This window comes from Streptomyces sp. NPDC051909, assembly GCF_040681095.1.
Taxonomy (GTDB): Bacteria; Actinomycetota; Actinomycetes; order Streptomycetales; family Streptomycetaceae; genus Streptomyces.
On the sequence record NZ_JBFAYA010000019.1, the window covers coordinates 94060 to 117184 of the forward strand.

Sequence of the window (23125 nt, forward strand, 5' to 3'; positions counted from 1 at the left end):
TGTCGGTCCGTCAGACCGGCAGCAGGGGGCTTCTGCGTTCCACCGACGGGTGAGCGCTCACCCGTCGGCGGGGGAGGCTCAGCGCACGCCCAGGGCCGCGAGGCGTTCCGGGTCCGCCACGATGTCGATGCGGATGATGCGGTCCTCGACGATCGTGAAGGCCATGAGGCCGATCGGGGCGCCGTTCGCCAGGGAGACCAGGCCGGCGGCGCCGTTGACGGTGACCGGGCGGGCGGAGTGGCGGAACTTGGAGAAGGTGAGGGCCTGGGCGGTGACCGCCTCGGCGCCGCGGATCAGCTTGGAGGCGGCGGCGGTCAGGACGCCGCCGTCGACGCGCAGGACCACGTCCGGGTCGAGGACGGTGAGCAGGCCCTCGAAGTCGCCGGCCTGGGAGGCGGCGAGGAAGGCGTTCACGACCTCGCGCTGCCGGGTCGCGTCGGGCGCCGGTGCCGGGGTGGCGCCCTGGACGCGGCGGCGGGCGCGGCTGGCGAGCTGGCGGGTGGCGGCCGGGGTGCGGTCGACGATGGGTGCGATCTCTTCGAAGGACACCGCGAACATGTCGTGCAGGACGAAGGCGAGGCGCTCGGCCGGGGCCAGTGTCTCCAGGACGACGAGCAGCGCGAGCCCGACCGAGTCCGCGAGCAGCGCCTCCTGCTCGGGGTCGGCGGTGCCCTCCTCCCGTACGACCGGGTCGGGGACGTAGTACTCGAGCGGGTCCTCGCGCCGGGCGGCGCGCGAGCGCAGCAGGTCCAGGCAGACCCGGCCGACGACGGTGGTCAGCCAGCCGCTGAGGTTGCGCACCTCGCTCACGTCGGAGCGGCTGAGCCTGAACCAGGCCTCCTGGACGGCGTCCTCCGCCTCGCTGAGCGAGCCGAGCATCCGGTACGCGACCGCCCGCAGATGCCCGCGGTCGGTCTCGAACCGTGCCGCCAGCCCCTCCTGATCCAGGTCTTTGTCCGTCACCAGCGCTTCCCCTTCGTCGTGGTCCACACCGACATGACGGACCAGCGTCCGGGAATGTGACGGGTTCCGGGCCGTGCGACACGAGAAACGTGAGATCCGCGCCGCACATCGCCGAACACCCGGGAATCCCCGGCCGAGGCCCCCGACCGCCGTGGATGGTCCCTTCAGAACGATGATCACCGTCCCTAGATTGATGACCATGACGACGACATCGCCCCAGGTCAACCCCGTGAGCCCGGTCAACCCCGGCAACCCGGTCAACCCCGGCAACCCCGTGCTCCGGACGCCGCCGGCCTCCCCGGCCGCCGCCGCTGCCTACTTCTCCGCCAGTCTCGCCTTCCACGCCGACGTCTCCGACGTGGCCGCCGCCCTCGCCGACGCCCGCGCCACCGGCGGCGACCCCGGCTTCGTCGTCCTCGACTCCCGCTCCACCGCCTCCTGGGACCAGGGCCACGTGCCCGGCGCCGTCCATCTGCCGACCGCGCTCATCGCCGAGCAGGCCGAGCAACTCCTCGACAAGGACGTCCCTGTCGTCACGTACTGCTGGGGCCCCGGCTGCAACGGCGCCACGCGCGCCGCGCTCGCCCTCGCCGAGCTCGGTTTCCGGGTGAAGGAGATGCTGGGCGGCTTCGAGTACTGGGTGCGCGAGGGCTTCGCGTACGAGACCTGGGAAGGCCCCGCCCAGCAGACCGCGGACCCGCTGACGGCACCGGTCGACGCCGAGGACTGCGGCTGCTGAGAGCGGCGGCCGAGGACGGCTGCTGAGAGGGCTGCGGATATGGATTTCCGATCTGGGGTGACCATGCCGTAAGGTGGTGTTCACCGACGCGGGGTGGAGCAGCTCGGTAGCTCGCTGGGCTCATAACCCAGAGGTCGCAGGTTCAAATCCTGTCCCCGCTACTCAGTAGCACGAAGGCCCGGATCCGGATGACGGATCCGGGCTTTCGTCGTTCTCCGAGGACTTCCAGCGGGCGCGTCCGAAGTAAACGGTGGCCAAAACCGCGCCTGTCCTTTTGCGGATCGGCGAGCGCGCCACGTAGCCTCGCGCACACCATGAGTGACCGACGAGTGACAGTGTGCGAAGCAGGACGGCGGGCCCCCGCCCTCCTGCTGCTCTTCGCGCTCTTCGCGCTGGTCGCGGGCGTGTGTCACGGCGCCCACGGGCACTCCCTGCCGCTCGCCGGCGGCCCCTCCGGCGCCGGCGTCACCGCCGCCACCGCGCCCGAGCTGCCGCACGGCTGCGAGCGGCCCGGCGGGGGCTGGTCCTTCGACGCCCATCTGCCCGCGCAGTCCACCGGGACCCCGTTGTCGGCGCCGGACGCCGCGGGCGCCGTCCTCCTCGCGTACGACGAGGTGTTCCCCGAGGCCCCGCACACGCGCTGCGTCCGCGGGCGGGCCGGGCCCGGCCCCGCGCCGGGCGGTCTGCTCATCGCCCTCGGAGTGAACCGGAACTGAGCCGGGTCGCGCACCACCGCGACCTCGGCTTCTTCCGTACGCCCGCGCACGCGCGGGACGACCTCACCCCTAGGGACGCAACCCCCATGACGCACCCCGCCAACCTCCTCTCCGTCGCCGGTCAGACCGTCGGCAACACCCCCGTGCTGTGGATGGACGACGGCTACTGGGCCAAGCTCGAAGGCTTCAACTTCGGCGGCATCAAGGACCGCGCCGCGCTCCACATGGTCGAGGCGGCCCGCCGCCGCGGCGAGCTGCGGCCCGGCGCGCCGATCGTCGAGTCCACCTCAGGGACGCTCGGGCTCGGCCTCGCGCTCGCCGGGATCCTGCACGGGCACCCCGTGCACGTCGTCACCGACCCCGGGCTCGAACCGATCGTGGAGCGGATGCTGACCGCCCACGGCGCCCATGTCCACGTCGTGCCGGAGCCCAGCCCGCACGGCGGCTGGCAGCAGGCCCGGATGGACCGGGTGGCCGAGCTGCTGCTCGCCCTCCCCGAGGCCTGGTGGCCCAACCAGTACGGGAACCCCGACAACCCCGAGGCGTACGCCGGACTCGCCGCCGAGCTCTCCGGGCAGCTCGACCGGATCGACGTGCTGGTCTGCGCCGTCGGCACCGGCGGCCACTCGGCGGGCATCTCCCGTGCGCTGCGCGCCGGTTCCAGCCCCGCCCTGGAGCTCGTCGGGGTCGACTCGATCGCCTCGACCGTCTTCGGACTGCCGGCCGGACCCCGCCTGATGCGCGGCCTCGGCTCCTCCATCCACCCGGGCAACGTGGACCACGGCGCCTTCGACGAGGTGCACTGGGTGGGTCCGGCCGAGGCGGTACGGGCGGCCCGCCGACTGGCCGCCCGGCAGTTCGCGACCGGCGGCTGGAGCGTCGGCGCGGTCGCGCTGGTGGCCGGCTGGCTGGCCCGTACCCGCCCGCGCGGCACCCGGATCGCCGCCGTCTTCCCCGACGGGCCGCAGCGCTACTTCGACACCGTCTTCAACGACGAGTACTGCGCGGCGCACGGACTGCTCGACGGTCCCGTACGGGACGAGCCGGCCGTCTTCGCCGAGGGCGAGCCGGTCAGCGGCTGGACCCGGCGGGCGCTGAAGCGCGCGGAGCCGGTCCGTTGAGCGCGCCGACGGACAGCGCCTCGGCCGAGCCCGCGCAGGGCGGGACCCAGGGCGGAACCAAGGGCGGGACCAAGGGCGGGACCAAGGGCGGGATCTGGAAGCAGACGCGCACCTTCGACCCGGCCGTGCGGCTGCTCTTCCTCAACCAGCTCACCATCAACCTCGGCTTCTACATGCTGATGCCGTACCTGGCCGCCCATCTGGCCGACGGACTCGGCATGGCGGCCTGGGCGGTCGGGCTCGTGCTCGGCGCGCGGAACCTGTCCCAGCAGGGCATGTTCCTGGTCGGCGGCGCGCTCGCCGACCGGCTCGGCTTCAAGCCGCTGATCGTGGCCGGGTGCGCGCTGCGGACGATCGGTTTCGGCGCGCTCGCCTTCGCGCAGTCGCTGCCGACGCTGATCGCCGCCTCGCTGGCGACCGGCCTGGCCGGGGCGCTGTTCAACCCGGCGGTGCGGGCCTATCTGGCGGCGGAGGCCGGGGAGGAGCGGCGCGTCCAGGCGTTCGCCCTGTTCAACGCGTACTACCAGGCGGGCATTCTGCTCGGCCCGCTCGCCGGGGTGGCCCTGACAGGGGTGTCGTTCCGGCTGACCTGCGTGGTGGCGGCGCTGCTGTTCGCCGCGCTCACCGCCGTACAGCTGCGGCATCTGCCCGTACGCGGGAAGACCCCGGAGGCCCCTCAGGGGGAGGCCCTTCAGGGGGAGGCGCGCGGGCAGTTCCGCACGGTGCTGGCGAACCGCACCTTCTGGCTGTTCTCGCTGGCGATGACCGGCTCGTACGTGCTGTCCTTCCAGGTCTATCTGGCGCTGCCGCTGGCCGCGGACGGCACGGCGGCGACCACCGCGCTGTTCGTGGTCTCGGCCCTGGTGGCGCTGGCCGGGCAGCTGCGGATCACCGCCTGGTGCCGGGCGCGGCTCTCGCGGGAGCGGTGTCTGGTGCTCGGTCTGGGGCTGATGGGGGCGGCGTTCCTGGTGCCGGCCGCGCTCGGGCGCCCGCTCGCGGCGCTGCTGCTGTGCGCGGCGCTGCTCGCCGTGGCGAACGCCGTGCTCTACCCGTACGAGATGGACACCGTGGTCGCGCTGTCCCGGGGGCGCTGGGTGGCCACCCACTACGGGCTCTACAACACGGTCTGCGGGATCGGCATCACCCTGGGGAACCTGGGGACGGGCGTGCTGCTCGACGCGACCGGCTGGTCGGCGGCGCCGTGGCTGGTGCTGTGCGCGGTCGGGCTCGGCTGCGCGGCGGCGATGGCGGCGCTCGCCCGGGGCGGGCGGCTCGCGGAGCGTCCCGCCGTACGCCAGTCGGCCGAGGAGGAGTCGCCGACCCCTACGGGCTGACGGACCCTGGGGTGGTCCCGGTGCTGTCCCTGGCCGGGCGCACCAAGGTCCAGGGAGAGCACAGGTGGCGCGAGCAGCGGGAGCGCCGGGCGGGCCCCGGGGCGGGCCGGGGGGCGACGACCCCGGCTCGTACCGCGGCGCCCGGCGCTTCCTCCGGGCGCTGCCGCCGTTGATCCTCTGCACCGGGGTCGCCCTGGACCTGGCGAGTCCGCCCACGTACTCGGCGGCACCGATGCTCGCCGCGGCGCCGCTGATCGCGGCCCCCTTCTTCTCCACCCTGATCACCCTGATCACCGGCGTCGCCGCCGTCCTCGCGAGCGTCGGTCTGCTCTTCTACAACAGGACGGCCGACCAGATCCCCGCGCTCACCGGGACGCTGACGGTTCTCACGGTCTCGGCGCTCGCCGTGCTCATCAACCGGGTGGTGCGGCGCAGCGGGGAACGGCTGGCCTCGGCCCGGGTGATCGCCGAGACGGCGCAGAAGGCCGTGCTGCCGGCGCCGGCCGAGCGGATCGGCGGGCTGCAGATCGCGGCGCGGTACGAGGCGGCGCAGGCGGACGCGTTCATCGGCGGCGATCTGTTCGCGGTCCAGGACACGCCCTTCGGGGTACGTCTGGTGGTCGGCGACGTACGGGGCAAGGGGCTCGACGCGGTCGAGGCGGTGGCGGTGGTCATCGGCGCCTTCCGGGAGGCGGCCGAGCACGAGGCGACCCTGGAGGGGGTGGCGGAGCGGCTCGAACGGGCGCTGGCCCGGGAGGGCACGCGGCGGACCGGGCTCGATGCCTTCGAGGGGTTCACGACGGCGGTGCTGGCCGAGATCCCGGGCGGTGACCGGGTCGTACGGGTGGTGAACCGCGGGCATCCGGAGCCGCTGCTGCTGCACGTGGACGGCGGCGTCGAGCCGTTGCTGCCGAGCGAGGCCGCACTGCCGCTGGGCATGGGGGAGTTGGCGGTCTGGCCGGACCGGGTGGACGTGACCCCGTACCCGCCGGGCGCGACGCTGCTCTTCTACACGGACGGTCTGTCGGAGGCGCGGGACGCGGCGGGCGCGTTCTACGACCCGAAGGAGCGGCTCGCGGGGCGGATCTTCCCCGGGCCGGAGGAACTGCTCGACGCGCTGGTGGCGGACGTGCGGCGGCACACGGGCGGGGACACGACGGACGACATGGCGCTGCTCGCGGTGAGCCGCCCGGCGGCGGGCCAGCCGGAACGGCGCCGGACGATGCCGGTGGTGCCGGGCGACGACGGGTGATGCGGGGCGACGACGGGTGATGCGGGGCGACGGCAGGGTGATGCGGGGCGACGGCAGGGTGATGACGGGGTGATGACGGGGTGTAGCCGAAGGGTCTCCCTCCGATAACAATTGACGTGGCGTCAGATTCCTCGTGCGAACGGCTGTGTTTCTGAAGGGCGTTCAACTCGGGCGATTCCCTCCCAATCCAGCTAATGATCAAGAGGAACAGCTTGGAATCGGAGGGTCGCGTCTATTAACGTTCGATAACGCAGCGCGGTCGTCCCAGCCGTCGCAAGAGACGGCACCGTGCGCGTGCGCCGAATTCCGCAAGGGAACCGGGGAACCACCACTTGGGGTGAATCGGGCCCCACCGCACTCGTGCGGCAGGCCCGTAGGAGACCTTCCTGCTCCGAACCCGTCAGCTAACCCGGTAGGCGAGAAGGAAGGAAAGGAGAGCGCCTCCGTGGCGTCCAACACCCCTGCTCCGCAAACCCCCTTCGCCTCCTACGACGCCGCCGGCCAGGTGGGCGCCCTGGACGGGGGCACGGAGGAGTGGAACCCCACCGAGGACTCCCTGCGGGCGCAGAACCGCTCCGGCGGACGCCACCGTGTCGTCAAGCAGCGCTCCAACTTCGCGCGTTCCTCCACCGTGCTCGGCGTCGGTGTCATCGCCGCCGTCGGTGCCGGCGGCCTGGCCACCGCGCAGCAGAAGCCCCCGGTCTCGATAGCGCTCCCGGACGTCGACCTGCCCGACGCCTCGGACCTGCCCGGCGTCGGCGAGCTGATCGGCTCCGACGACGACAAGACCTCCGACACCGCGGGCAACGCCACCCAGCCGCTCACCGCGCTGACCTACACCACCAGCGAGACCGCCCCGCAGGGCGCCGGCGGCGAGGAGGCCGGGACGCAGACGGCGACCGCCGACGCCGGCGAGGCGCTCCGCGCCCGCATCCTCCAGCAGGCCGAGCAGCAGCAGGCCGCCGCCGACGCCGCCGAGAAGGAGGCCGCGGAGAAGCTCGCGGCCGAGAAGGCGGCGGCGGAGGCCCAGGCCAAGGCCGACGCGGCGGAGAAGGCGGCCGCCGAGGCGAAGCGGAAGGCCGAGGAGGAGGCCGCGGCGAAGGCCGAGGCCGAGCGCCTGGCCAAGCTCGCCGCCAGCTACGCGCTGCCGACCTCCTCGTACACGATCACCTCCACCTACGGCCAGGCCGGCTCCATGTGGTCCTCCGGCTACCACACCGGTCTGGACTTCGCCGCCCCCACCGGCACCCCGGTCAAGGCGGTCCACGGCGCCACCGTGAAGTCGGCCGGCTGGTCCGGCGCCTACGGCTACCGGATCGTCCTGGAGCTCGAGGACGGCACCGAGATCTGGTACTGCCACCTCTCCTCCATGACCGTCGGCGTCGGCCAGTCCGTCGGTACCGGCGAGACCATCGGCCGCGTCGGCGCTACCGGCAACGTCACGGGCCCCCACCTCCACCTGGAGGTGCACACCCCGTCCGGCGACGGCATCGACCCGGCGGCCTGGCTGCGCGACAAGGGCCTGTCCGTCTGAGGGCCGGTCTCTCCGGGGGCCGGTCTCTCTGAGGGACAGCGGCGCGGAATACCGGTGGCGGCCCGCGGAGTTGATCTCCATATGAGCTCTCTGCGCCGCCTCGGCACCTCCGACCTGCACGTCTTCCCGCTCGCCCTCGGCGGCAACGTCTTCGGCTGGAGCGCCGACGAGGCGCAGTCCTTCGCCGTGCTCGACGCCTACGCCGCCGCCGGCGGCAACTTCGTCGACACCGCCGACGTCTACTCGGCCTGGGCCGAGGGCAACGAGGGCGGCGAGTCCGAGACGGTGATCGGGCGCTGGATGGCCTCCCGCGGCAACCGCTCCGACATCCTCGTCGCCACCAAGGTCGGTGCCCACCCGGGCTTCAAGGGCCTGGGCGCGACCAACATCAAGGCCGCCGCCGAGGAGTCGCTGCGCCGGCTCGGCACCGATCACATCGACCTCTACTACACCCACTTCGACGACGAGTCCGTGCCGGTGGAGGAGATCGTCACCGCCCTGGACCAGCTGGTGAAGGACGGCAAGGTGCGCGCCGTCGCCGCCTCCAACATCTCCCCGGAGCGGCTGCGGGCCTCGCTCGACTTCGCCGAGGCCGAGGGCCTCGCCCGTTACGTGGCGCTCCAGCCGCAGTACAACCTGGTCTCCCGCGACACCTACGAGGGCCCGCTCCGCGACGTCGTCGAGCAGCGCGGCCTCGCGGCCGTGCCGTACTACGGCCTCGCGGCCGGATTCCTCACCGGCAAGTACCGCGCGGGCAGCACCGTGGACAGCGTCCGCGCCGCCGGTGCCGGCCGGCATCTGGAGACCGAGCGCGGTCGGCGGGTGCTCGCCGCCCTCGACGCGGTCGCCGAGGCCCGTGGTGCCGAGCTCGCCACCGTCGCCCTCGCCTGGCTCGCCTCCCGCCCCACCGTCGCCGCGCCGATCGCCTCGGCCCGCACGGTCGAGCAGCTCCCGGCCCTCGTCGCGGTCGCCGACCTGGAGCTCACCGAGGCCGAACTCGCCACGCTCACGGAGGCGTCCGCGGTCTGAGGGACCCGGGGGCTTTGAGGCCGGTGTCCGCTAGCTCCGGTACGGGTTGAAGCCGCCGTAGTCCAGGTACTGCGGCGGCGACCACACCCGACCGGTCGCGCGGGCCGCGTACGTCAGCGCGGGTGAGGCCACCTGGCGGCGCTGCCACAGGTGGTGCAGCAGCTCCTGCTCGCGGGCGGTGAAGTCCTGCGGGACCTGCCCGCGGCGGGCCCGGTGCCGGAGGAAGGCCAGGGTGGTGGCGAAGGCCTCGTACTCGCCGACGGCCTGCGCGCCCGGCTTGCCGAAGGCGCGGGCCGCATAGCCGCGGGCCATCGAGCGGGCCCGCATGGAGGAGAGCGCGAGCGGTTCGTCGAGAGCGAGCCAGCCGGCCGTCGCGTAGGCCGGGAGCTCGCCGGATATCGTCCGCAGCTCCTTCTGCCGGCTCCATATCGCGAGCCAGGTCACCAGGCCGAAGACCGGCACCATGAACATGCCGTAGACGAGGACGAAGGCCAGCGGGTGGAAGGTCGCCGAGCCGTTCCACAGGGCGTGCAGGCCCATCGCGAGGAGCAGACCGGCCAGTGGCAGCAGCCACAGCCGGGTGCGGCGGAAGCGGGCGCCGGCCGGGAGCAGCGCGGCGAAGCCGAGGCCGAGGCCGGTGAGCGAGGTGAACAGCGGGTGCGCGAACGGGGACATGATGACCCGCGCGAAGAACGTGGCCATCGTGGTGCCGAGACCGCCCGAGCCGACGTCCTGGTCCTCGCCGAACGCGTTGCCCAGATAGAGGATGTTCTCCGTGAAGGCGAAGCCGGTGGCGGTGAAGCCCGCGTAGACCAGGCCGTCGACCGGGCCCGTGAAGTCCTTGCGGCGGAAGAGGAAGAGCAGCAGCACCGCGGCGCCCTTGGCGGTCTCCTCCACGACGGGTGCGACGGCGGTCGCGCCCAGCGACTCGGCGGAGCCCGGGTCGGCGGTGGCGCTGCTGATCCACTCCACGGCGAAGGAGTTGGCGAAGATCGCCACCAGCGTCGAGGCGAACGCACCCCAGGCGAGCGCGAACAACACGTTCTTCCACGGGGCCGGCTCGACCCGGTCGAGCCAGCGGAACGCGAGGACGAGCAGCGGCACCGGCAGCACCGCGAGGCCCAGACCCACGAGGAAGCCCTCGGTGCCGGTCTCCTTCCGCACGATCGCCAGGATCACCAGCGCGCACAGCGCGAGCACGGTGATCACGGCGATCAGCCGGACCAGCCGGCTGCGCCAGACCCTGCGTGGCTTGTAGCGCCACTTGGACCGCTCCGGCACGGCGGCGAAGTCCGGTTGCTCGCTCTCGAGCGCGGGCACGGGAGCGGGCGCGGGGACGAACGCCCGGCGGGGGGCGCCCGCCTGCGCGGGGACGGAACCGGGCTCGGCGACCGGACCCGTGGCGGGTCCGGTGGCGGGTCCGGCAATGCGATTCGACGACACGCAACGACCCTAACCAGCGGCACCGACAGCGGCGAGGGGGTTCTTCCAGCCTGTGGACAACTCGCCACGGTCCCCGGTGCGGGGGCTACTTGCGGTGGAACAGCAGGTCGTGGACGACGTGTCCCTTGTCCAGGCCCTGGCCCTCGAAGCGGGTCAGCGGCCGGAATCCGGGCCGGGGCGCGTAGCCGCCGTCGGCCTGGCTGTTCTCGAAGTCGGGGTGCTCGGTCAGCACCTCCAGCATCTGCTCCGCGTACGGCTCCCAGTCCGTGGCGCAGTGCAGCAGCCCGCCCTTCGCGAGCCGGGGCGCGAGCAGCGTGAGGAACTCCGGCTGGATCAGGCGACGCTTGTGGTGGCGGCTCTTCGGCCAGGGGTCCGGGAAGTAGACCCGGCAGCCGGCGAGGGACTCCGGCGGGAGCATCTCGCGCAGCAGGATGATCGCGTCGCCGTTGGCGACCCGTACGTTGGTGAGCCCGTTCCGGTCGGCGAGGCCGAGCAGATTGCCCTGGCCGGGGGTGTGGACGTCCACGGCGAGGATGCCGGTGCCGGGGTCGGCGGCGGCCATCTGCGCGGTGGCCTCGCCCATGCCGAAGCCGATCTCCAGGACGACCGGCAGCCCGCCGAACATCTCGTCCAGGTCGAGCATCCGCTTGCCGTCGATGTCGAGGCCCCAGTCGGGCCAGCGCTTCAGCAGGGCCTCGGCCTGGCCGGCGGTGACGCGGCTGCGGCGCGGCTGGAAGCTGCGGATCCGCCGCTCGTAGTGCGAGCCCGCCGGATCCGCCAGCGGGCCCTCGCCGGGCGCGAACCGCTGGCTGCCGAGCCGTACGACGCGCTCGTTGGCGCGCTGCTCGCGCTGCTCGCTCTCTCCGGCGGGGTCGGAGGCGGGGGCCGCCGGGGCGGTGTGCGGGGTGTTCTCAGGCTGCTCAGACACAATGCCCCGATTCTACGGGGCAGGGCGGGGGCCCTGCCGGGGCGGCGGGACCCCCGCGAGCCCCGCGGCCCCGCGCGAGCCCCGCGGCCCCGCGCGGGCCCAGCGGCCCAGGAGCCCGGTCCGTCCTACAGCTGGGCCAGCGCCCGGCCCGCGACCTCGCGGCCGATGGGCAGCGAGGCGGTCGCCGCCGGGGAGGGCGCGTTGAGCACGTGCACGGTGCGGGTGGACTCGCGGATCAGGAAGTCGTCGACGAGGGTGCCGTCCTTCAGGACGGCCTGGGCCCGCACGCCGGGGGTGGTCCGGCGCAGGTCGCGCTCCTCGACGAGCGGCAGCATCCGCCGTACCGCCTCGGTGAAGGCGCGCTTGGACAGGGAGCGGTGCAGCTCGCCCGCTCCGTAGCGCCAGTGCTCCCGGGCTATGGCCCAGCTGCCGGGCCAGGCCAGGGTGCCGGCGAGGTCGCGCGGGCGGACGACCGACCAGCCGTAGCCCTCGCGGGCGAGCGCCGGGACCGCGTTCGGCCCGACGTGCACGCCGCCGTCGATGCCACGGGTCAGATGGACGCCGAGGAAGGGGAAGGCGGGGTCGGGCACCGGATAGACCAGACCGCGGACGAGGGAGGGGTCGGTCAGCTCGTAGTACTCCCCGCGGAAGGGGACGATCCGCATCTCCGGGTCGTCGCCGGCGAGCCGCGCCACCCGGTCGCAGTGCAGGCCCGCGCAGTTCACCAGGACCCGGCCGCGCACCACGCGCCCGGCCGCGGTGCGCACCGCCACGCCCCAGGGCCGGCGGTCGACCTGAGCGACCGGGGAGCCGTAGAGGATGCGGGCGCCGGAGGCCTCGGCCAGCTTGGCCGCCACCTGCCCGTAGTCGACGATGCCGGTGGTGCCGACGTGGATCGCGGCCAGGCCGCGCACCCGCGGTTCGTACTCGGTGATCTGCGCCGGGCCGAGCTCGCGCACCGGGATCCCGTTCTCCCGGCCGCGCTGCACGAGCGCGTGCAGCCGGGGCAGCTCCTCGCGGCCGGTGGCGACGATCAGCTTGCCGGTGACCTCGTGGGGGATGCCGTACTCCGCGCAGAACTTGACCATCTCGGCCGCGCCCTCGACCGCGAAGCGGGCCTTGAGCGAGCCGGGCCGGTAGTAGATCCCGCTGTGGATCACGCCGCTGTTCCGCCCGGTCTGGTGGCGCGCCGGGGCGTGCTCCTTCTCCAGGACGGTGACCCGGGTGCCGGGCGCGGCGCGCGTGATCGCGTACGCGGTCGACAGACCGACGATCCCGCCGCCGATCACGAGCACGTCACAGTCGTAGCGGTCCGACCTGGACACCAGCGCCACCTCCCACCCCTGATAGTGCACTGGCCCACTGACATCCCGGCTAAACCGACCGCACCGTGGGACGAGTGTCACGCCGGTGCGGGCCGGTTCGGGGCCGTGCGGGGCCGTTCGTGCCGGGCCGTGCGTTCCGGACGGGTCATGCCGGGGTCACGAGCAGCGGGCGGGCCCGCTCGCGCAGCTCCATGACGCGGGGCTCGTCCCCGTACGGTTCGAGCCGGTGCAGCAGGTCCCGTACGTATTCGGTGGTGCGGGCGGAGGAGATCCGGCCGGCCACCTCCACCGCACGCGTGCCGGCGGCACAGGCGGCGTCCAGGTTGCCGGACTCCAGCTCGGCGACCGCCGACACCACGAGCCGCAGGCCGTGCGAGCGGACGTACTCCTCGGTGGGCCGGGACAGCGCCTGCTCGGTGAAGCGGCGCACCTGCCGGGGCAGCTTCAGATCGCGGTAGCACTCGGCGGCGTCGGCGCAGAACCGGTCGTACGTGTAGAAGCCGAGCCAGCTCGGGTCGGGGTCGCCCTCGCGGGAGCGCTCCAGCCAGCCCTCGGCGGCCTTGAGCGCGGCGGCGGCCGCGGTGCCGTCGCCGGCCTTGGCGTGCGCGCGGGCCTCGACGAGCCGGAAGAAGGACATGGTGCGGGCGGTGGCCAGGCCCCGGTTGCGTTCGAGGGCGGCCTGGGCGAGGTCGACGCCCTCGTCGGCGAAGCCCCGGTAGGTGGCCTGGAGCGACATGGAGGCCAGGACGTAGCCGCCGAGCGGCACGTCGGCGGCGGCGCGGGCGAGCCGCAGCGCCTGGATGTAGTAGCGCTGGGCGGCCTCCTGCTGGCCGGTGTCGAAGGCCATCCAGCCGGCGAGCCGGGTCAGCTCGGCGGTCGCGCCGAACAGGGCGCGGCCGACCTCGTCGGAGTACGAGCCGAGCAGCAGCGGTGCGGCGTCCACGCGTAAGCACTCGGGGACCATGGAGGAGCGCCAGTCGCCTCCGCCGTACTTGGAGTCCCAGCGGCGGGCGTCCTCGGCGGCCTCGCGGAGCTTGGCGACGTCGCTGTGCCCCACGCGCGCGTGCTCCGCGTTCTCGGCCGCGCCGGCGGCGGTCGGGCCCGGGCCGGCGGCCGGTGCGGGATGCGGCGCCGGGCGCTCGACCGACGGGTCGGCGGGGGTGATCAGCCAGCGCGAGGCGGGCGTCGCGTAGGCGCTCACCGAGAAGGAGCCCGCGAGGGACTGCCATATGCCGCCGCCGCGCCGGCCGGCGAGATCCAGCCGGTACAGGTCGGTGGCGGAGCGGACCGCCTCGCCGACGTCGCGCGGGAAGGCGAGGCCCACCTCGGGCGCCGGGTCGGCGTCGGCGAGCCCGATCTCGTGCAGCGGGACGGGCCGGCCGAGTTTCTGGCCGATGGCGGCGGCGATCAGATGGGGGGCGGCGCCCTGCGGCACCATCCCCTTGGAGACCCACCGGGCCACCGAGGTCTTGTCGTAGCGCAGTGTCAGGCCCCGCTGCGCACCGAGATCGTTGACGCGCCGGGCGAGCCCGGCATTGCTGATTCCCGCGAGGGCGAGAACCGTGCCGAGCTTTTCGTTCGGCCCGCGTTGCTCCCTGGACATGACGCCACCCCTCGACAACGACACCCGGACGCCGCCACGACGCCGGGCATAGGCGTGCGGCATTCGTAAGCACAGCGTAGTTCGCCGGATCCCGACCGTTAAGGGGCGGTGTTCCGTATGGCGAGATTGTTGTGGGATGGAATGAGCGGCGGTCCGTTCCGGGTCGCTCGTGCTCCCGCCGTGTGGCCGTGCGCCCGGCCGTGCGCTCTCGTCCGGCACCCGGGGGAGCGCTTCCATGAGTGCTGCGTGGGTCGGCCCACTTGGCCGAGGACCGATGTCCCGGACCGGGTGGGCTGGGGGACACCGCCGCCCCAATCCCCGCGGGCGGCGGACGGCTCCGGGAGGCGTCCGCCTCCCGGACTGTCGAACAAACCCCCGCCCCGCCGGGCAGTTGAGATTGGCCGAATTCCGATGGTTCGGTGAGTCGTCTCAACTGGCCCATGCCAGGGGCGCATTCGCGCTTGTCGCGATGCGACCCGTGACACCCCCTGTGCGCCGTTGTCATGGCAGCATGTCCTCCACTCGACCTTTGTGGAGGCGGCGATGCGGTGGCTGGTGGGCTGGAGCAGTGTCGCCGCGCGCTTCGGCGCCACGCCCACGGCGCCGCCCGGCTCCCCGGGATCGGCCGGCGCGGTCGGCGACCCCGCCGAGGGGCGCACGGTGCACCCGGTGGGCGCGCAACTCCTGTGGGGCGACCCCGACCCGCTGTGGGCGGTCGGCGACTGGCGGCCCGACGAGGTGCGCCTGGTGGACATCGACGCGCAGACCCGGCTGGCCGTCCTCGGCTGCTGCGCCGCGAGCGACGACGAACTGCGGCGCGGACTGCTGACCGCGCGCGGGGGCGCACTGCGGCACCTGACCGCCTGGGCGGGCAGCTACACCGCCGTGGTGAAGGTCGGCCGCCGCATCACCGTCACCGGCGACCTCGCGGGCGCCCGGCCGGTGTTCCACACCCCGTGGGCGGGCGGCACCGCCTTCGGCACCGCCGCGCTGCCGCTCGCCGACCTCACCGAGGCACAGCTCGACATCGGCCACCTGGCGGCCCTGCTGGCCTGTCCCGAGACCCCGGAGGCGCTGCGCGACTCCACCCCGTACGAGGGCGTGCGCCGGGTGCCGCCCGGGCACGCGCTGATCCTGCGCGAGGGCTCCCGCGAGATCACCGGCTACGAGACGGTCGCCTCGCTCGCCGTCGCCGCGCCCGAGGCCGATCCGCGGCAGGCCGTGGAGGCGGTGCGGGACGCGCTGGTCGAGGCGGTACGGGCCCGGCTCACCGCGCCCCGGCACGCGCCCGAGGCGCCGCTGCCCGACCCGGGCCCGGTGCCCGGCATGGGGCCCGCCGACCGGCGCGCGGCCCGCGGCGGCGCGCCCGCGCCCGGCATCGGCGCCGACCTGTCCGGCGGCAGCGCGTCCGGCACCCTCGCGCTGCTCGCGGCCGGACTGCCCGGGGTGCCCGGCACCGTCCTCGGGCACGGCACGGGCGCGGGGGAGCGGCTGCTCGCCGTCACCTTCAACGATCTGACCGCGCCCGGCAGTCAGGAGGAACTGGGCCGGGCCCGCGAGATCGCCGCCAACCCGCGGCTGCACCACGTGGTCGTCGCGGCGGGCGAGGAGGCCCTGCCGTACGCCGACCTCGAAGGGCCGCTGACGGACGAACCCGGCCCCTCTCTGGTGACGGCCGAACGGCACCGGCGGCGGCTCGCGGGCGGCAGCGCCGACCACTTCACCGGCTTCGGCGCCCGACAGGTCCTGGACGCCCACCCGGCGCGCCTCGCCGACCTCCTGATGGACCGCCGGCGCCGTTCCCTGGTGCGCCCCGTGACGGCCCTCGCCAAGGCCACCGGGCCTTCGGCGGGCGCGCTCCTGGTGCCCCTCCAGGTCTACCGGGCGGCACGGCGCCTCGCCCGTACGCCGTACCGGACCGGCCTGGAGGCCGCCGCCACGCGCGTGCTCGAAGCCAACCGGGCGCCCACCGGGGCGCACGGCCCGCTGGAGGCCTCGCTGTCCGCGCTCGCCTGGTCCCGGCCGGGACCGGCGGCCCGCTGGCTGACCGGGGAGGCGCTCGCCGAGGTGTCGGTCCGGCTCAACCGGGCGGCGACCCTGCCCGCCTCCGTGCAGCGCCCGGGCGAGGCACGCGCGCGTGCCGCCCTCGCGCGGTCCGCCGCCGACCTGCGGGTCCTGGAGCAGGCCGCGGAGATCCGCAGCCAGCGCCTGCACGCGCCCTTCCTGGACAACCAGGTGGTACGGGCCTGCCGCGACCTGCCGGAATCACTGCGGGTCCAGCCCGACGCACGCGCGGGCGTCCTACGCACCGTCCTCGCCGGCGCCGGCATCCACGACCTCCCGCCCGGCTGGGGCGCCCCGCACCCCGCGGTCCCGGCCGCCGCCACCCGCGCGGGCCTGCGCGCCGCGCTCCCCCATCTGATGGCCCTCTTCGACGCGCCGCTCCTCGCCGACGCGGGCCTGATCGAGGCCCGCGTGGTCCGCCGTGCCCTGCGCGCCGCCACCGACGGCGAACCCGTCCCCCTCGACGGCCTCGCCGACCTGGTCTCCACCGAACTCTGGCTCCGCCGCCTCCTCGCCCGCCGCGGCTCCTGCTGGACCGGCACGGCAGCCCCGAGGCACCGGGCGGTGCCGGGGCCGCTGATCCCGACGGCGCGGTCGCTGCCGGCGTGAGGGACGGCCGCCCTCTCCCTCGCTGAGGGTGAAGCCGGTCGGGAAGACACCTTCACGCGCGCGTGAAGGTGGGACGCTCGCTCCGAAGCACGACGTGACGGAGGGTGCGATGACCAGAACGGGAACCGACCGCGGCGCCGAAGGCCTGCTCGAGGGCTTCGAACAGCTCAGCGCCGCGTCCCCCGACGGCTGGCGCGTGGAACTCTTCGAGGGAGAGGTCCTGGTGACGTCGGTCGGCGGCACCGGACGCCACGCGAAGACGGTTGCCGAGCTTGTCGAGCGGGCTCTGGGACGCGGACCGGCGGCGGACCGCCTACACGGGCATCGGCTTGGTCCTGCCCGGCCTGGCGGGCGGGGGCAGGGTGCTGCCCGACCTCGTCCTGGCCCCCAGAGGGAGCTTCCGCAACGAGTGTGTCTGGCAGGCACCTGACGCCGTCCTCCTCGTCGCCGAGGTCACCTCGCCGTCCACGGCCGGTCGCGACCGCGGACAGAAGACCCGGGGCTACGCCCGCGCCGGCATCCCGGTCTATCTGCTCATCGACCGCGACACCGGCGAGGCCATCGTCTGCTCCGAGCCCGTGGGCGAGGACTACGCCCACAAGGCCGCCCACAAGCTGGGGACGATGGCCCGGCTTCCCTTCCCGCTCGACTTCGAGCTCGACACCTCCGAGTTCTGACCGCGGCCCGCGCGTCCCGGCCTCCCCGTCCACAGCCTGGGGACAAGACCGGCGGCGCGCGCCCCGAGCGCCCCTCTCCGGGGAAACCCCGAGGCGATCGGCGGGGGCAGCCGCGAGAATGAACCAGTGCGGTACTTGATCCTCGGGACCACCGATGTCCTCGACGCCCACGGCGCGCCCCTACCCCTCGGCGGCGCCCGGCTGCGGGCGCTGCTCGCCGCGCTCGCGCTGCGGGGCGGGCGGACGGTGTCCGTGGGGGAGTTGGTGGACGACGTGTACGGGGACGAGCCGCCGCTCGACGCGCAGGCCGCGGTGCAGGCGCTCGTCGGGCGGCTGCGGCGGGTGCTCGGCAGGGAGGCCGTCGGATCGGGGCCCGGTGGGTACCGGCTGGTGGCCGGGCCCGAGGACATCGACCTGTACGTGTTCGAGCGGCACGCGCGCGAGGCGGGCGCCCGGCTCGACGCCGGGGACCCCGAGGGCGCCGCCGCGCTGCTGCGCACCGCCCTCGCCCTGTTCCGCGGCCCCGCGCTCGCCGACCTGCCCGAGCCCGCCGGAGTCCGCCCCGAGGCCCAGCGGCTCGCCGCCCTCCGGCAGCGCGTCGAGGCCGACCTGCGGCGCGGCGCCACCACGGGCCTGGTCCCGGAGCTCACCGAGCTGACCGGCGCGTACCCCTACGACGAGACCTTCCACGCCCAGCTGATCCGCGCCCTGCGCGCCGAGGGCCGCCCGGCCGACGCGCTCGCCGCGTACGAGAGCGCCCGCCGCACCCTCGCCGACGCACTCGGCACCGACCCCGGGCCCGAACTCACCGCCCTGCACGCCGAACTCCTCGCCGGCGAGGCACCGGCACCCGCACCCGCACCCGCACAGGCACCCGCACCCGCACCCGCACCGGCGCCGAGCCCGGCCGCCGCCACAGCCCCCGCACCCGAGACCGGCAACATCCGCCCCCGTCTCACCTCCTTCGTCGGCCGCGAGCCCGACCTCGCCGCGCTCCGCACCGACCTCGACCGCTCCCGGCTCGTCACCCTCACCGGCCCCGGCGGCTCCGGAAAGACCCGGCTCGCCGAGGAAACCGCCCTCCAGGCCGCCGGCCCCGCCGGCCCCGCCGCCTGGATCGCCGAACTCGCCCCGCTCGACACCCCCGAGGCCGTACCCGGAGCCGTCCTCTCCGCCCTCCGCCTGCGCGAGACCAATCTGATCGCCCGCGAGGGCGTCCCCCTCCAGGACGACCCCACCGCCCACCTCGTCGAGCACCTCTCCCGCCGCCCGCTGCTCCTCGTCCTCGACAACTGCGAGCACGTCATCGACGGCGCCGCCGCCCTCGCCGAGACCCTCCTCACCCACTGCCCCGAGCTGCGCATCCTCGCCACCAGCCGGGAACCCCTCGGCGTCCCCGGCGAAGCCGTCCGCCCCGTCGAACCGCTTCCGCCGACCCCCGCCCACCGCCTCTTCGCCGAACGCGCCCGCGCCGTCCGCCCCGGCTTCCGCGCCGAGGACGACCTCCCGGCCGTCGACGAGATCTGCCGCCGCCTCGACGGCCTCCCCCTCGCCATCGAACTCGCCGCCGCCCGCCTGCGGCTGCTCACCCCGCGCCAGATCGCCGACCGCCTCGACGACCGCTTTCCTCTCCTCACCTCCGGCTCCCGCACCGTGCTGCCCCGCCAGCAGACCCTCCGCGCCGTCGTCGACTGGTCCTGGGAGCTCCTCGACGCCGCCGAGCGCGACCTGCTGCGCCGGGTCTCCGTCTTCGCCGGCGGCTGGGACCTCGCCGCCGCCGAGGCCCTGAACGCCGACGCGGGGCCCGACACCGTCGGCGTCCTCGGCAGCCTCGTCGAGAAGTCCCTCGTCGTCGCCACCCCCACCGAGGACGGCGAGATGCGCTACCGCCTCCTGGAGACCATCCACGAGTACGCGGTGGAGCGCGCCGCCGAGACCCCCGCCCTGCGCGCCGCCGCCGAAGCCGCGCACACCGCCCACTTCACCGCCTTCGCCGAGACCGCCGAACCCCTGCTGCGCTCCGGCGAACAGCTCCCCTGGATCGCCCGGATCGAGCGCGACCTCGACAACGTCCGGGCCGCCCTGCACCGCACCGTCGTCACCGCGCCCGACGAGGCCGCCGCCCTCCGTCTCGTCTTCGCCATGGGCTGGTTCTGGTGGCTGCGCAACTACCGCCCCGAGGGCCTGTCCTGGGTCGTCCGGACGCTCGCCCTCGGCACCGACCCGGACGACCGGGCCGACCCTCGCTTCTGGCCCCGCATGCACCTGCGCATGCTCCACTTCTTCCTCGCCGTGGAGACCCAGAACATCGACGAGCTCGCAGGCGACCCGGAGACCGCCGCCGCCGGCGTCCGCGTGCGCACCGCCTTCAGCACCCACGAAGGCCCCGAGTCCGCCCGCTTCCCCGGACTGCTGTGGCCGTTCACCGCCTACCTCGACAGCCGGCCGGCCGAGATCCGCGAGCTCCTCGACCGGTCCGTCGCCAACTGCCGCCGCCACGGCGGCGACTGGGAGACCGGCGTCACCCTCATGTTCCGCACCCACATGGTCATCGACTGGCCCGGCGGCCTGCCCGGCATCGACGACGACCTCGCCGAACTGCGCACCCTGTCCCGCCGGGTCGGCGACCGCTGGATACGCGCCCAGGTCGCCAGCGCCGCCGCGGAGGCCGACATGATGCGCGGTCGGCACGAGGAGGCCCGCGAGGACTACCGGGAGGCGCTGACCCTGGCCCGCGAGGTCGGCGCGCACGCCGAGGCCCCGTTCCTCACCGCCCGGCTCGCCGAGCTCGCCTTCCGGGGCGGCGACACGGACGCGGCGCTCAAGGGCCTGGACGAGGCGCACGCGGAGGCCGAGCGTCTCAACACGGCCGACGCCTTGACGTACATACGGTTCCTGCGGGCCGTGATCGCCCTGCACCAAGGGGACGTCACCGCGGCCCGCGGCCATGTCGAGGCCGCCGGCACACTGGTCGCCACCGGCACCCCGCCGCCGCACTTCGCGGCCGTGATCCTCGGCCTCGCCGCCCGGATCGAGGCGTACGAGGGCGCGGGAGCACCGGCCGTCGCCCGCGCCGTCGAAGCGCTGCGGCTCGCCCGGGACTCGGGATGCGCCGAGTTCATCACGGCCGGTCTCGCCGAGGGCGTGGCCACCGCGCTGTCCCTCGCCGACGAGCCCGCCCTCGCGCTGCGCGTCCTCGGCGCCACCGACGGCTGGCGCCCCGCCGTCCCGCGCGCTCTCCCCGAACTCCACGAGGCGACCGCCCTCCTCACCCGCACCGCCGCGACCCTCGACGCCCCGGCCCGGGAAGCCGCCCGCGCATCGGGCCACGGCCTCACCCTGGACGAGGTGCTGTCCCTGACGGAGCCGTACGCGAGGGGGGCGGGGCAGGGGGAGGGGTAGCGCAGCCGGCGGCCGGGACCGTGACGTAGGCCTCGGGCCGTGCCCGCCCTACCGGCAGCTGATCCGCGACTGCGCCCAGTCCGCGACCGCCGCCTGGCCGAACGGGGTGTGTTCCTCCACCACCAGGCGCAGGGTGCGGCGGCCGGTGAGGGCGACGTGGACCGGGATCGGGGTGTCGCCGCGGCGGAGGACCGGGGAGCGGTAGAGGCGTTCGTCGTCGCCGAAGACGGAGAAGCGGACGCCGCCGGGGCCGATCGGCACCGTGATGTCGTCGATGCCGACGATCGCGTCGTAGCTCGTGCACGGGCGGTTGAGATCGATGAACAGCGAGGACGGGGCGTGCATGCTGACGCCGTGGGCGTAGCGGGTGCCGTCCATCGTCAGGCCGGAGCGCTGCCAGACCGGGCTGCTCCGGGCCAGGTCGACCTCGGGCTTGGTGCCGTCGCCGAAGATCCCGTACTGGAGCGTGCTGATCTGGTAGACGGCCGGACCGGGCTTCGGCGCGGGCGTCTTCGGCTTCGGCTTCGCCTTGGGCTTCAGGATCGGCCGGGGCGTCGGCGTGGGCGTGGGCGTCGGCCGGGGGCTCGGCGGCGCGGTCTTCTGCGGGGTGGGCGTCGGCTCCGGCGCCGGCGGCGGAGCCGGTACGGGGGGAGGCGTCGGCTTCGGGGCGGGCTTCGGGCTCGCCGGCGGGGGCGGCGTCTCGGCGGGCGCGGCCACCGTCGGCGTGGCGGCGGGCTGGGCGACCGGCTCCGGTTCGGCACCGGTCAGCGCCCACACCAGACCCGCGGTCGCGGCGACCGCGGCGACCGCCGCGATGCCCGCCTTCGCGGGGATGCCCAGGCCCTCGGAGGCGGCGGCCGACGCTCCGGCGGTGGTGCCGGTGGTGGTGCCGCCCGTCGCGGCGGCCGCGGCACCGGCCGCGCCCGCACCGGCGGCTCCGCCGGCCACGACACCGGCGGCCTTGAGCGAGTACCCGGCGGCGAACCAGCCGATGACGGCGACCGGCAGCAGCGCGGGGATCCCGGCGTTCACGTGCGCCAGCTCACCGGCGGCCAGCCGGCACTTGGCGCACTCCTCGATGTGCTTGCGCAGGCCCCGCTCGGCCCGCATCCGCAGCCCGCCGCGCGCGTACGCGCCGAGCCGGTCGGCGTAGCGGGCGCAGTCGCCGCCCGCGGTGAGCGACTGGCTGACGTGGGCCTGGAGATAGGCCTGCTTGAGGCCCTCGCGGGCGCGGCTGGCGAGCACGGCGGTCGCGTTGGCGGTGAGCCCGAACAGCGGGGCGACCTCGCTGGGCGACTCCTCCTCGACCGTGGTGTGCCACAGCACGGCCTGCCAGCGCTCGGGCAGCGAGCGGAACGCCTGCATGGCCAGCGACTGTTCGGCCTCGTGCATGGCGAGGACGTCCGCGCCCAGGTCGAGCCCGGCGCCGAAGGTCGCCGACTGGTCGGAGACCTCGGCGGCCCGGGCGGCGTCCTCGGCGAACACCGCGAAGTCCTCGACCAGGTGCTCGCGCTTCTGGGTGCGGATCCAGGTCGCCGCGACCCGGCGCACGGAGGTCAGCAGATAGGCGCGCACCGCCTGCTCGGGCCCGGCTCCGCCGCGTACCGCCTGCAGGGTGCGGGCGAAGACCTCGGCCGTCAGGTCGTCGGCGGTGTCGGCGTCCCGGCAGCAGGAGCGGGCGTAGCGGCGGACGGCGGCGGAGTGCCGGCGGAACAACTCCTCGTACGCGCTGTCGTCGCCGTCCCGCATGCGCTGGACGAGTTCGGCGTCGGACGGCGGCAGTTCGAGCGGCGGCGGCAGTACGGAGCCGGAGTCGGAGTCTGCATCGGCGTGGCCGAACGGTTCGGCGGCCGGTGCCGCGCCGCTGCCGCCCTCGCGCTGCTGCGGCACGCTCGCCTCGGCGGCCGGCGCGCTCGGAGCGGCTCCGTGGGCCGCGCCGTGCGCCGTGCCCGCGGCACCTGCCGGGCCGCCCTGGCTCGGCACCTGCCGGGACGGCAGCCCGCCCGCCTCCGCGGTGCCGGCGGCGGCCGGCGTCTCGTCCCGACTGTCACCACTCATCGCGAAAGCCCCCGTATGACCGAACGCGGCCAAGCGTTTCTGATCGGCTTGGGAACCTGAGCGTTGCCCGGGAGGACCGAACCGACCGTGTTCATGCCCCGCTGCCGGGTGACGCCGTCACCGGCCCGCGTGGCACGTCCCTCCGGACGCTGATCGGTGAGGCCAGGTGAGACCTTGCCGAGGAGGGTGCCCGACGTCGCCTGGGCGCCGGGCGTGTGAGTGACACTCTGCCACAGGGCGTGGGCACGCCGAAGCCCCGCGTCCACTTATCACTCGTCCGGGGCGACTTCCCGTCTCCGGGCGTAACCGCTCAACCGTTCGTGTCATG

General features: G+C 74.8%; 16 protein-coding genes, 1 tRNA gene and 1 riboswitch. Of the genes, 11 read left to right on the top strand and 6 right to left on the bottom strand.

The genetic code is table 11. From position 1 onward, the window contains the following. Positions 1-78: 78 nt before the first annotated feature. A complete protein-coding gene (gene sigJ, locus AB0M18_RS27275; protein WP_365762446.1) occupies positions 79-963 on the bottom strand; it encodes an RNA polymerase sigma factor SigJ in 885 nt (294 codons plus the stop codon). Positions 964-1162: 199 nt separating this feature from the next. Between sigJ and AB0M18_RS27280 the strand changes: the two genes are divergently transcribed. The 8 genes from AB0M18_RS27280 to AB0M18_RS27315 all read left to right on the top strand — a co-directional run bounded on the left by AB0M18_RS27280 (position 1163) and on the right by AB0M18_RS27315 (position 8688). Next, on the top strand, positions 1163-1702 hold the full coding sequence (locus tag AB0M18_RS27280) for a rhodanese-like domain-containing protein (protein WP_365762448.1): 540 nt from the start codon (positions 1163-1165) through the stop codon (positions 1700-1702). A gap of 87 nt (positions 1703-1789) precedes the next feature. Continuing rightward, positions 1790-1863 (top strand) — tRNA-Met (locus tag AB0M18_RS27285). A gap of 153 nt (positions 1864-2016) precedes the next feature. Next, positions 2017-2418, top strand: coding sequence for a hypothetical protein (locus AB0M18_RS27290; protein WP_365762450.1), 402 nt, complete (start codon positions 2017-2019; stop codon positions 2416-2418). 86 nt (positions 2419-2504) lie between these two features. After that, on the top strand, positions 2505-3539 hold the full coding sequence (locus tag AB0M18_RS27295; protein WP_365762452.1) for a PLP-dependent cysteine synthase family protein: 1035 nt from the start codon (positions 2505-2507) through the stop codon (positions 3537-3539). A gap of 92 nt (positions 3540-3631) precedes the next feature. Then, positions 3632-4873, top strand: a complete 1242-nt coding sequence (locus AB0M18_RS27300; protein WP_365762493.1) for an MFS transporter — start codon at positions 3632-3634, stop codon at positions 4871-4873. A gap of 160 nt (positions 4874-5033) precedes the next feature. After that, positions 5034-6125: a PP2C family protein-serine/threonine phosphatase gene (locus tag AB0M18_RS27305; RefSeq protein WP_365762495.1), complete on the top strand. Its 1092-nt coding sequence runs from the start codon at positions 5034-5036 to the stop codon at positions 6123-6125. Positions 6126-6412: 287 nt separating this feature from the next. Then, positions 6413-6559, top strand: a riboswitch (cyclic di-AMP (ydaO/yuaA leader). Positions 6560-6570: 11 nt separating this feature from the next. Beyond that, a complete protein-coding gene (locus AB0M18_RS27310) occupies positions 6571-7659 on the top strand; it encodes a M23 family metallopeptidase (protein WP_365762454.1) in 1089 nt (362 codons plus the stop codon). A gap of 81 nt (positions 7660-7740) precedes the next feature. After that, positions 7741-8688: an aldo/keto reductase gene (locus tag AB0M18_RS27315; protein WP_365762456.1), complete on the top strand. Its 948-nt coding sequence runs from the start codon at positions 7741-7743 to the stop codon at positions 8686-8688. A gap of 30 nt (positions 8689-8718) precedes the next feature. Here the strand turns inward: AB0M18_RS27315 and AB0M18_RS27320 are convergent, their stop codons facing one another. The 4 genes from AB0M18_RS27320 to AB0M18_RS27335 form a co-directional block, all read right to left on the bottom strand. Beyond that, a complete protein-coding gene (locus AB0M18_RS27320) occupies positions 8719-10008 on the bottom strand; it encodes a PrsW family intramembrane metalloprotease (protein ID WP_365762497.1) in 1290 nt (429 codons plus the stop codon). A gap of 208 nt (positions 10009-10216) precedes the next feature. Then, a complete protein-coding gene (gene trmB / locus AB0M18_RS27325) occupies positions 10217-11059 on the bottom strand; it encodes a tRNA (guanosine(46)-N7)-methyltransferase TrmB (RefSeq protein ID WP_365762458.1) in 843 nt (280 codons plus the stop codon). 125 nt (positions 11060-11184) lie between these two features. After that, on the bottom strand, positions 11185-12384 hold the full coding sequence (gene lhgO / locus AB0M18_RS27330) for an L-2-hydroxyglutarate oxidase (protein WP_365762460.1): 1200 nt from the start codon (positions 12382-12384) through the stop codon (positions 11185-11187). A 145-nt stretch (positions 12385-12529) separates the two neighbouring features. Continuing rightward, positions 12530-13987, bottom strand: a complete 1458-nt coding sequence (locus AB0M18_RS27335; RefSeq protein ID WP_365762461.1) for an MFS transporter — start codon at positions 13985-13987, stop codon at positions 12530-12532. Positions 13988-14530: 543 nt separating this feature from the next. Here AB0M18_RS27335 and AB0M18_RS27340 point away from each other — a divergent pair. The 3 genes from AB0M18_RS27340 to AB0M18_RS27350 all read left to right on the top strand — a co-directional run bounded on the left by AB0M18_RS27340 (position 14531) and on the right by AB0M18_RS27350 (position 20739). Then, a complete protein-coding gene (locus AB0M18_RS27340; RefSeq protein ID WP_365762463.1) occupies positions 14531-16660 on the top strand; it encodes an asparagine synthase-related protein in 2130 nt (709 codons plus the stop codon). Positions 16661-16932: 272 nt separating this feature from the next. Next, a complete protein-coding gene (locus tag AB0M18_RS27345) occupies positions 16933-17337 on the top strand; it encodes a Uma2 family endonuclease (RefSeq protein ID WP_365762465.1) in 405 nt (134 codons plus the stop codon). 126 nt (positions 17338-17463) lie between these two features. Next, a complete protein-coding gene (locus AB0M18_RS27350) occupies positions 17464-20739 on the top strand; it encodes a BTAD domain-containing putative transcriptional regulator (RefSeq protein ID WP_365762467.1) in 3276 nt (1091 codons plus the stop codon). A gap of 48 nt (positions 20740-20787) precedes the next feature. On the opposite strand, the gene AB0M18_RS27355 is transcribed toward AB0M18_RS27350, so the two are convergent. After that, on the bottom strand, positions 20788-22797 hold the full coding sequence (locus AB0M18_RS27355) for a sigma-70 family RNA polymerase sigma factor (protein WP_365762469.1): 2010 nt from the start codon (positions 22795-22797) through the stop codon (positions 20788-20790). Positions 22798-23125 lie beyond the last annotated feature (328 nt).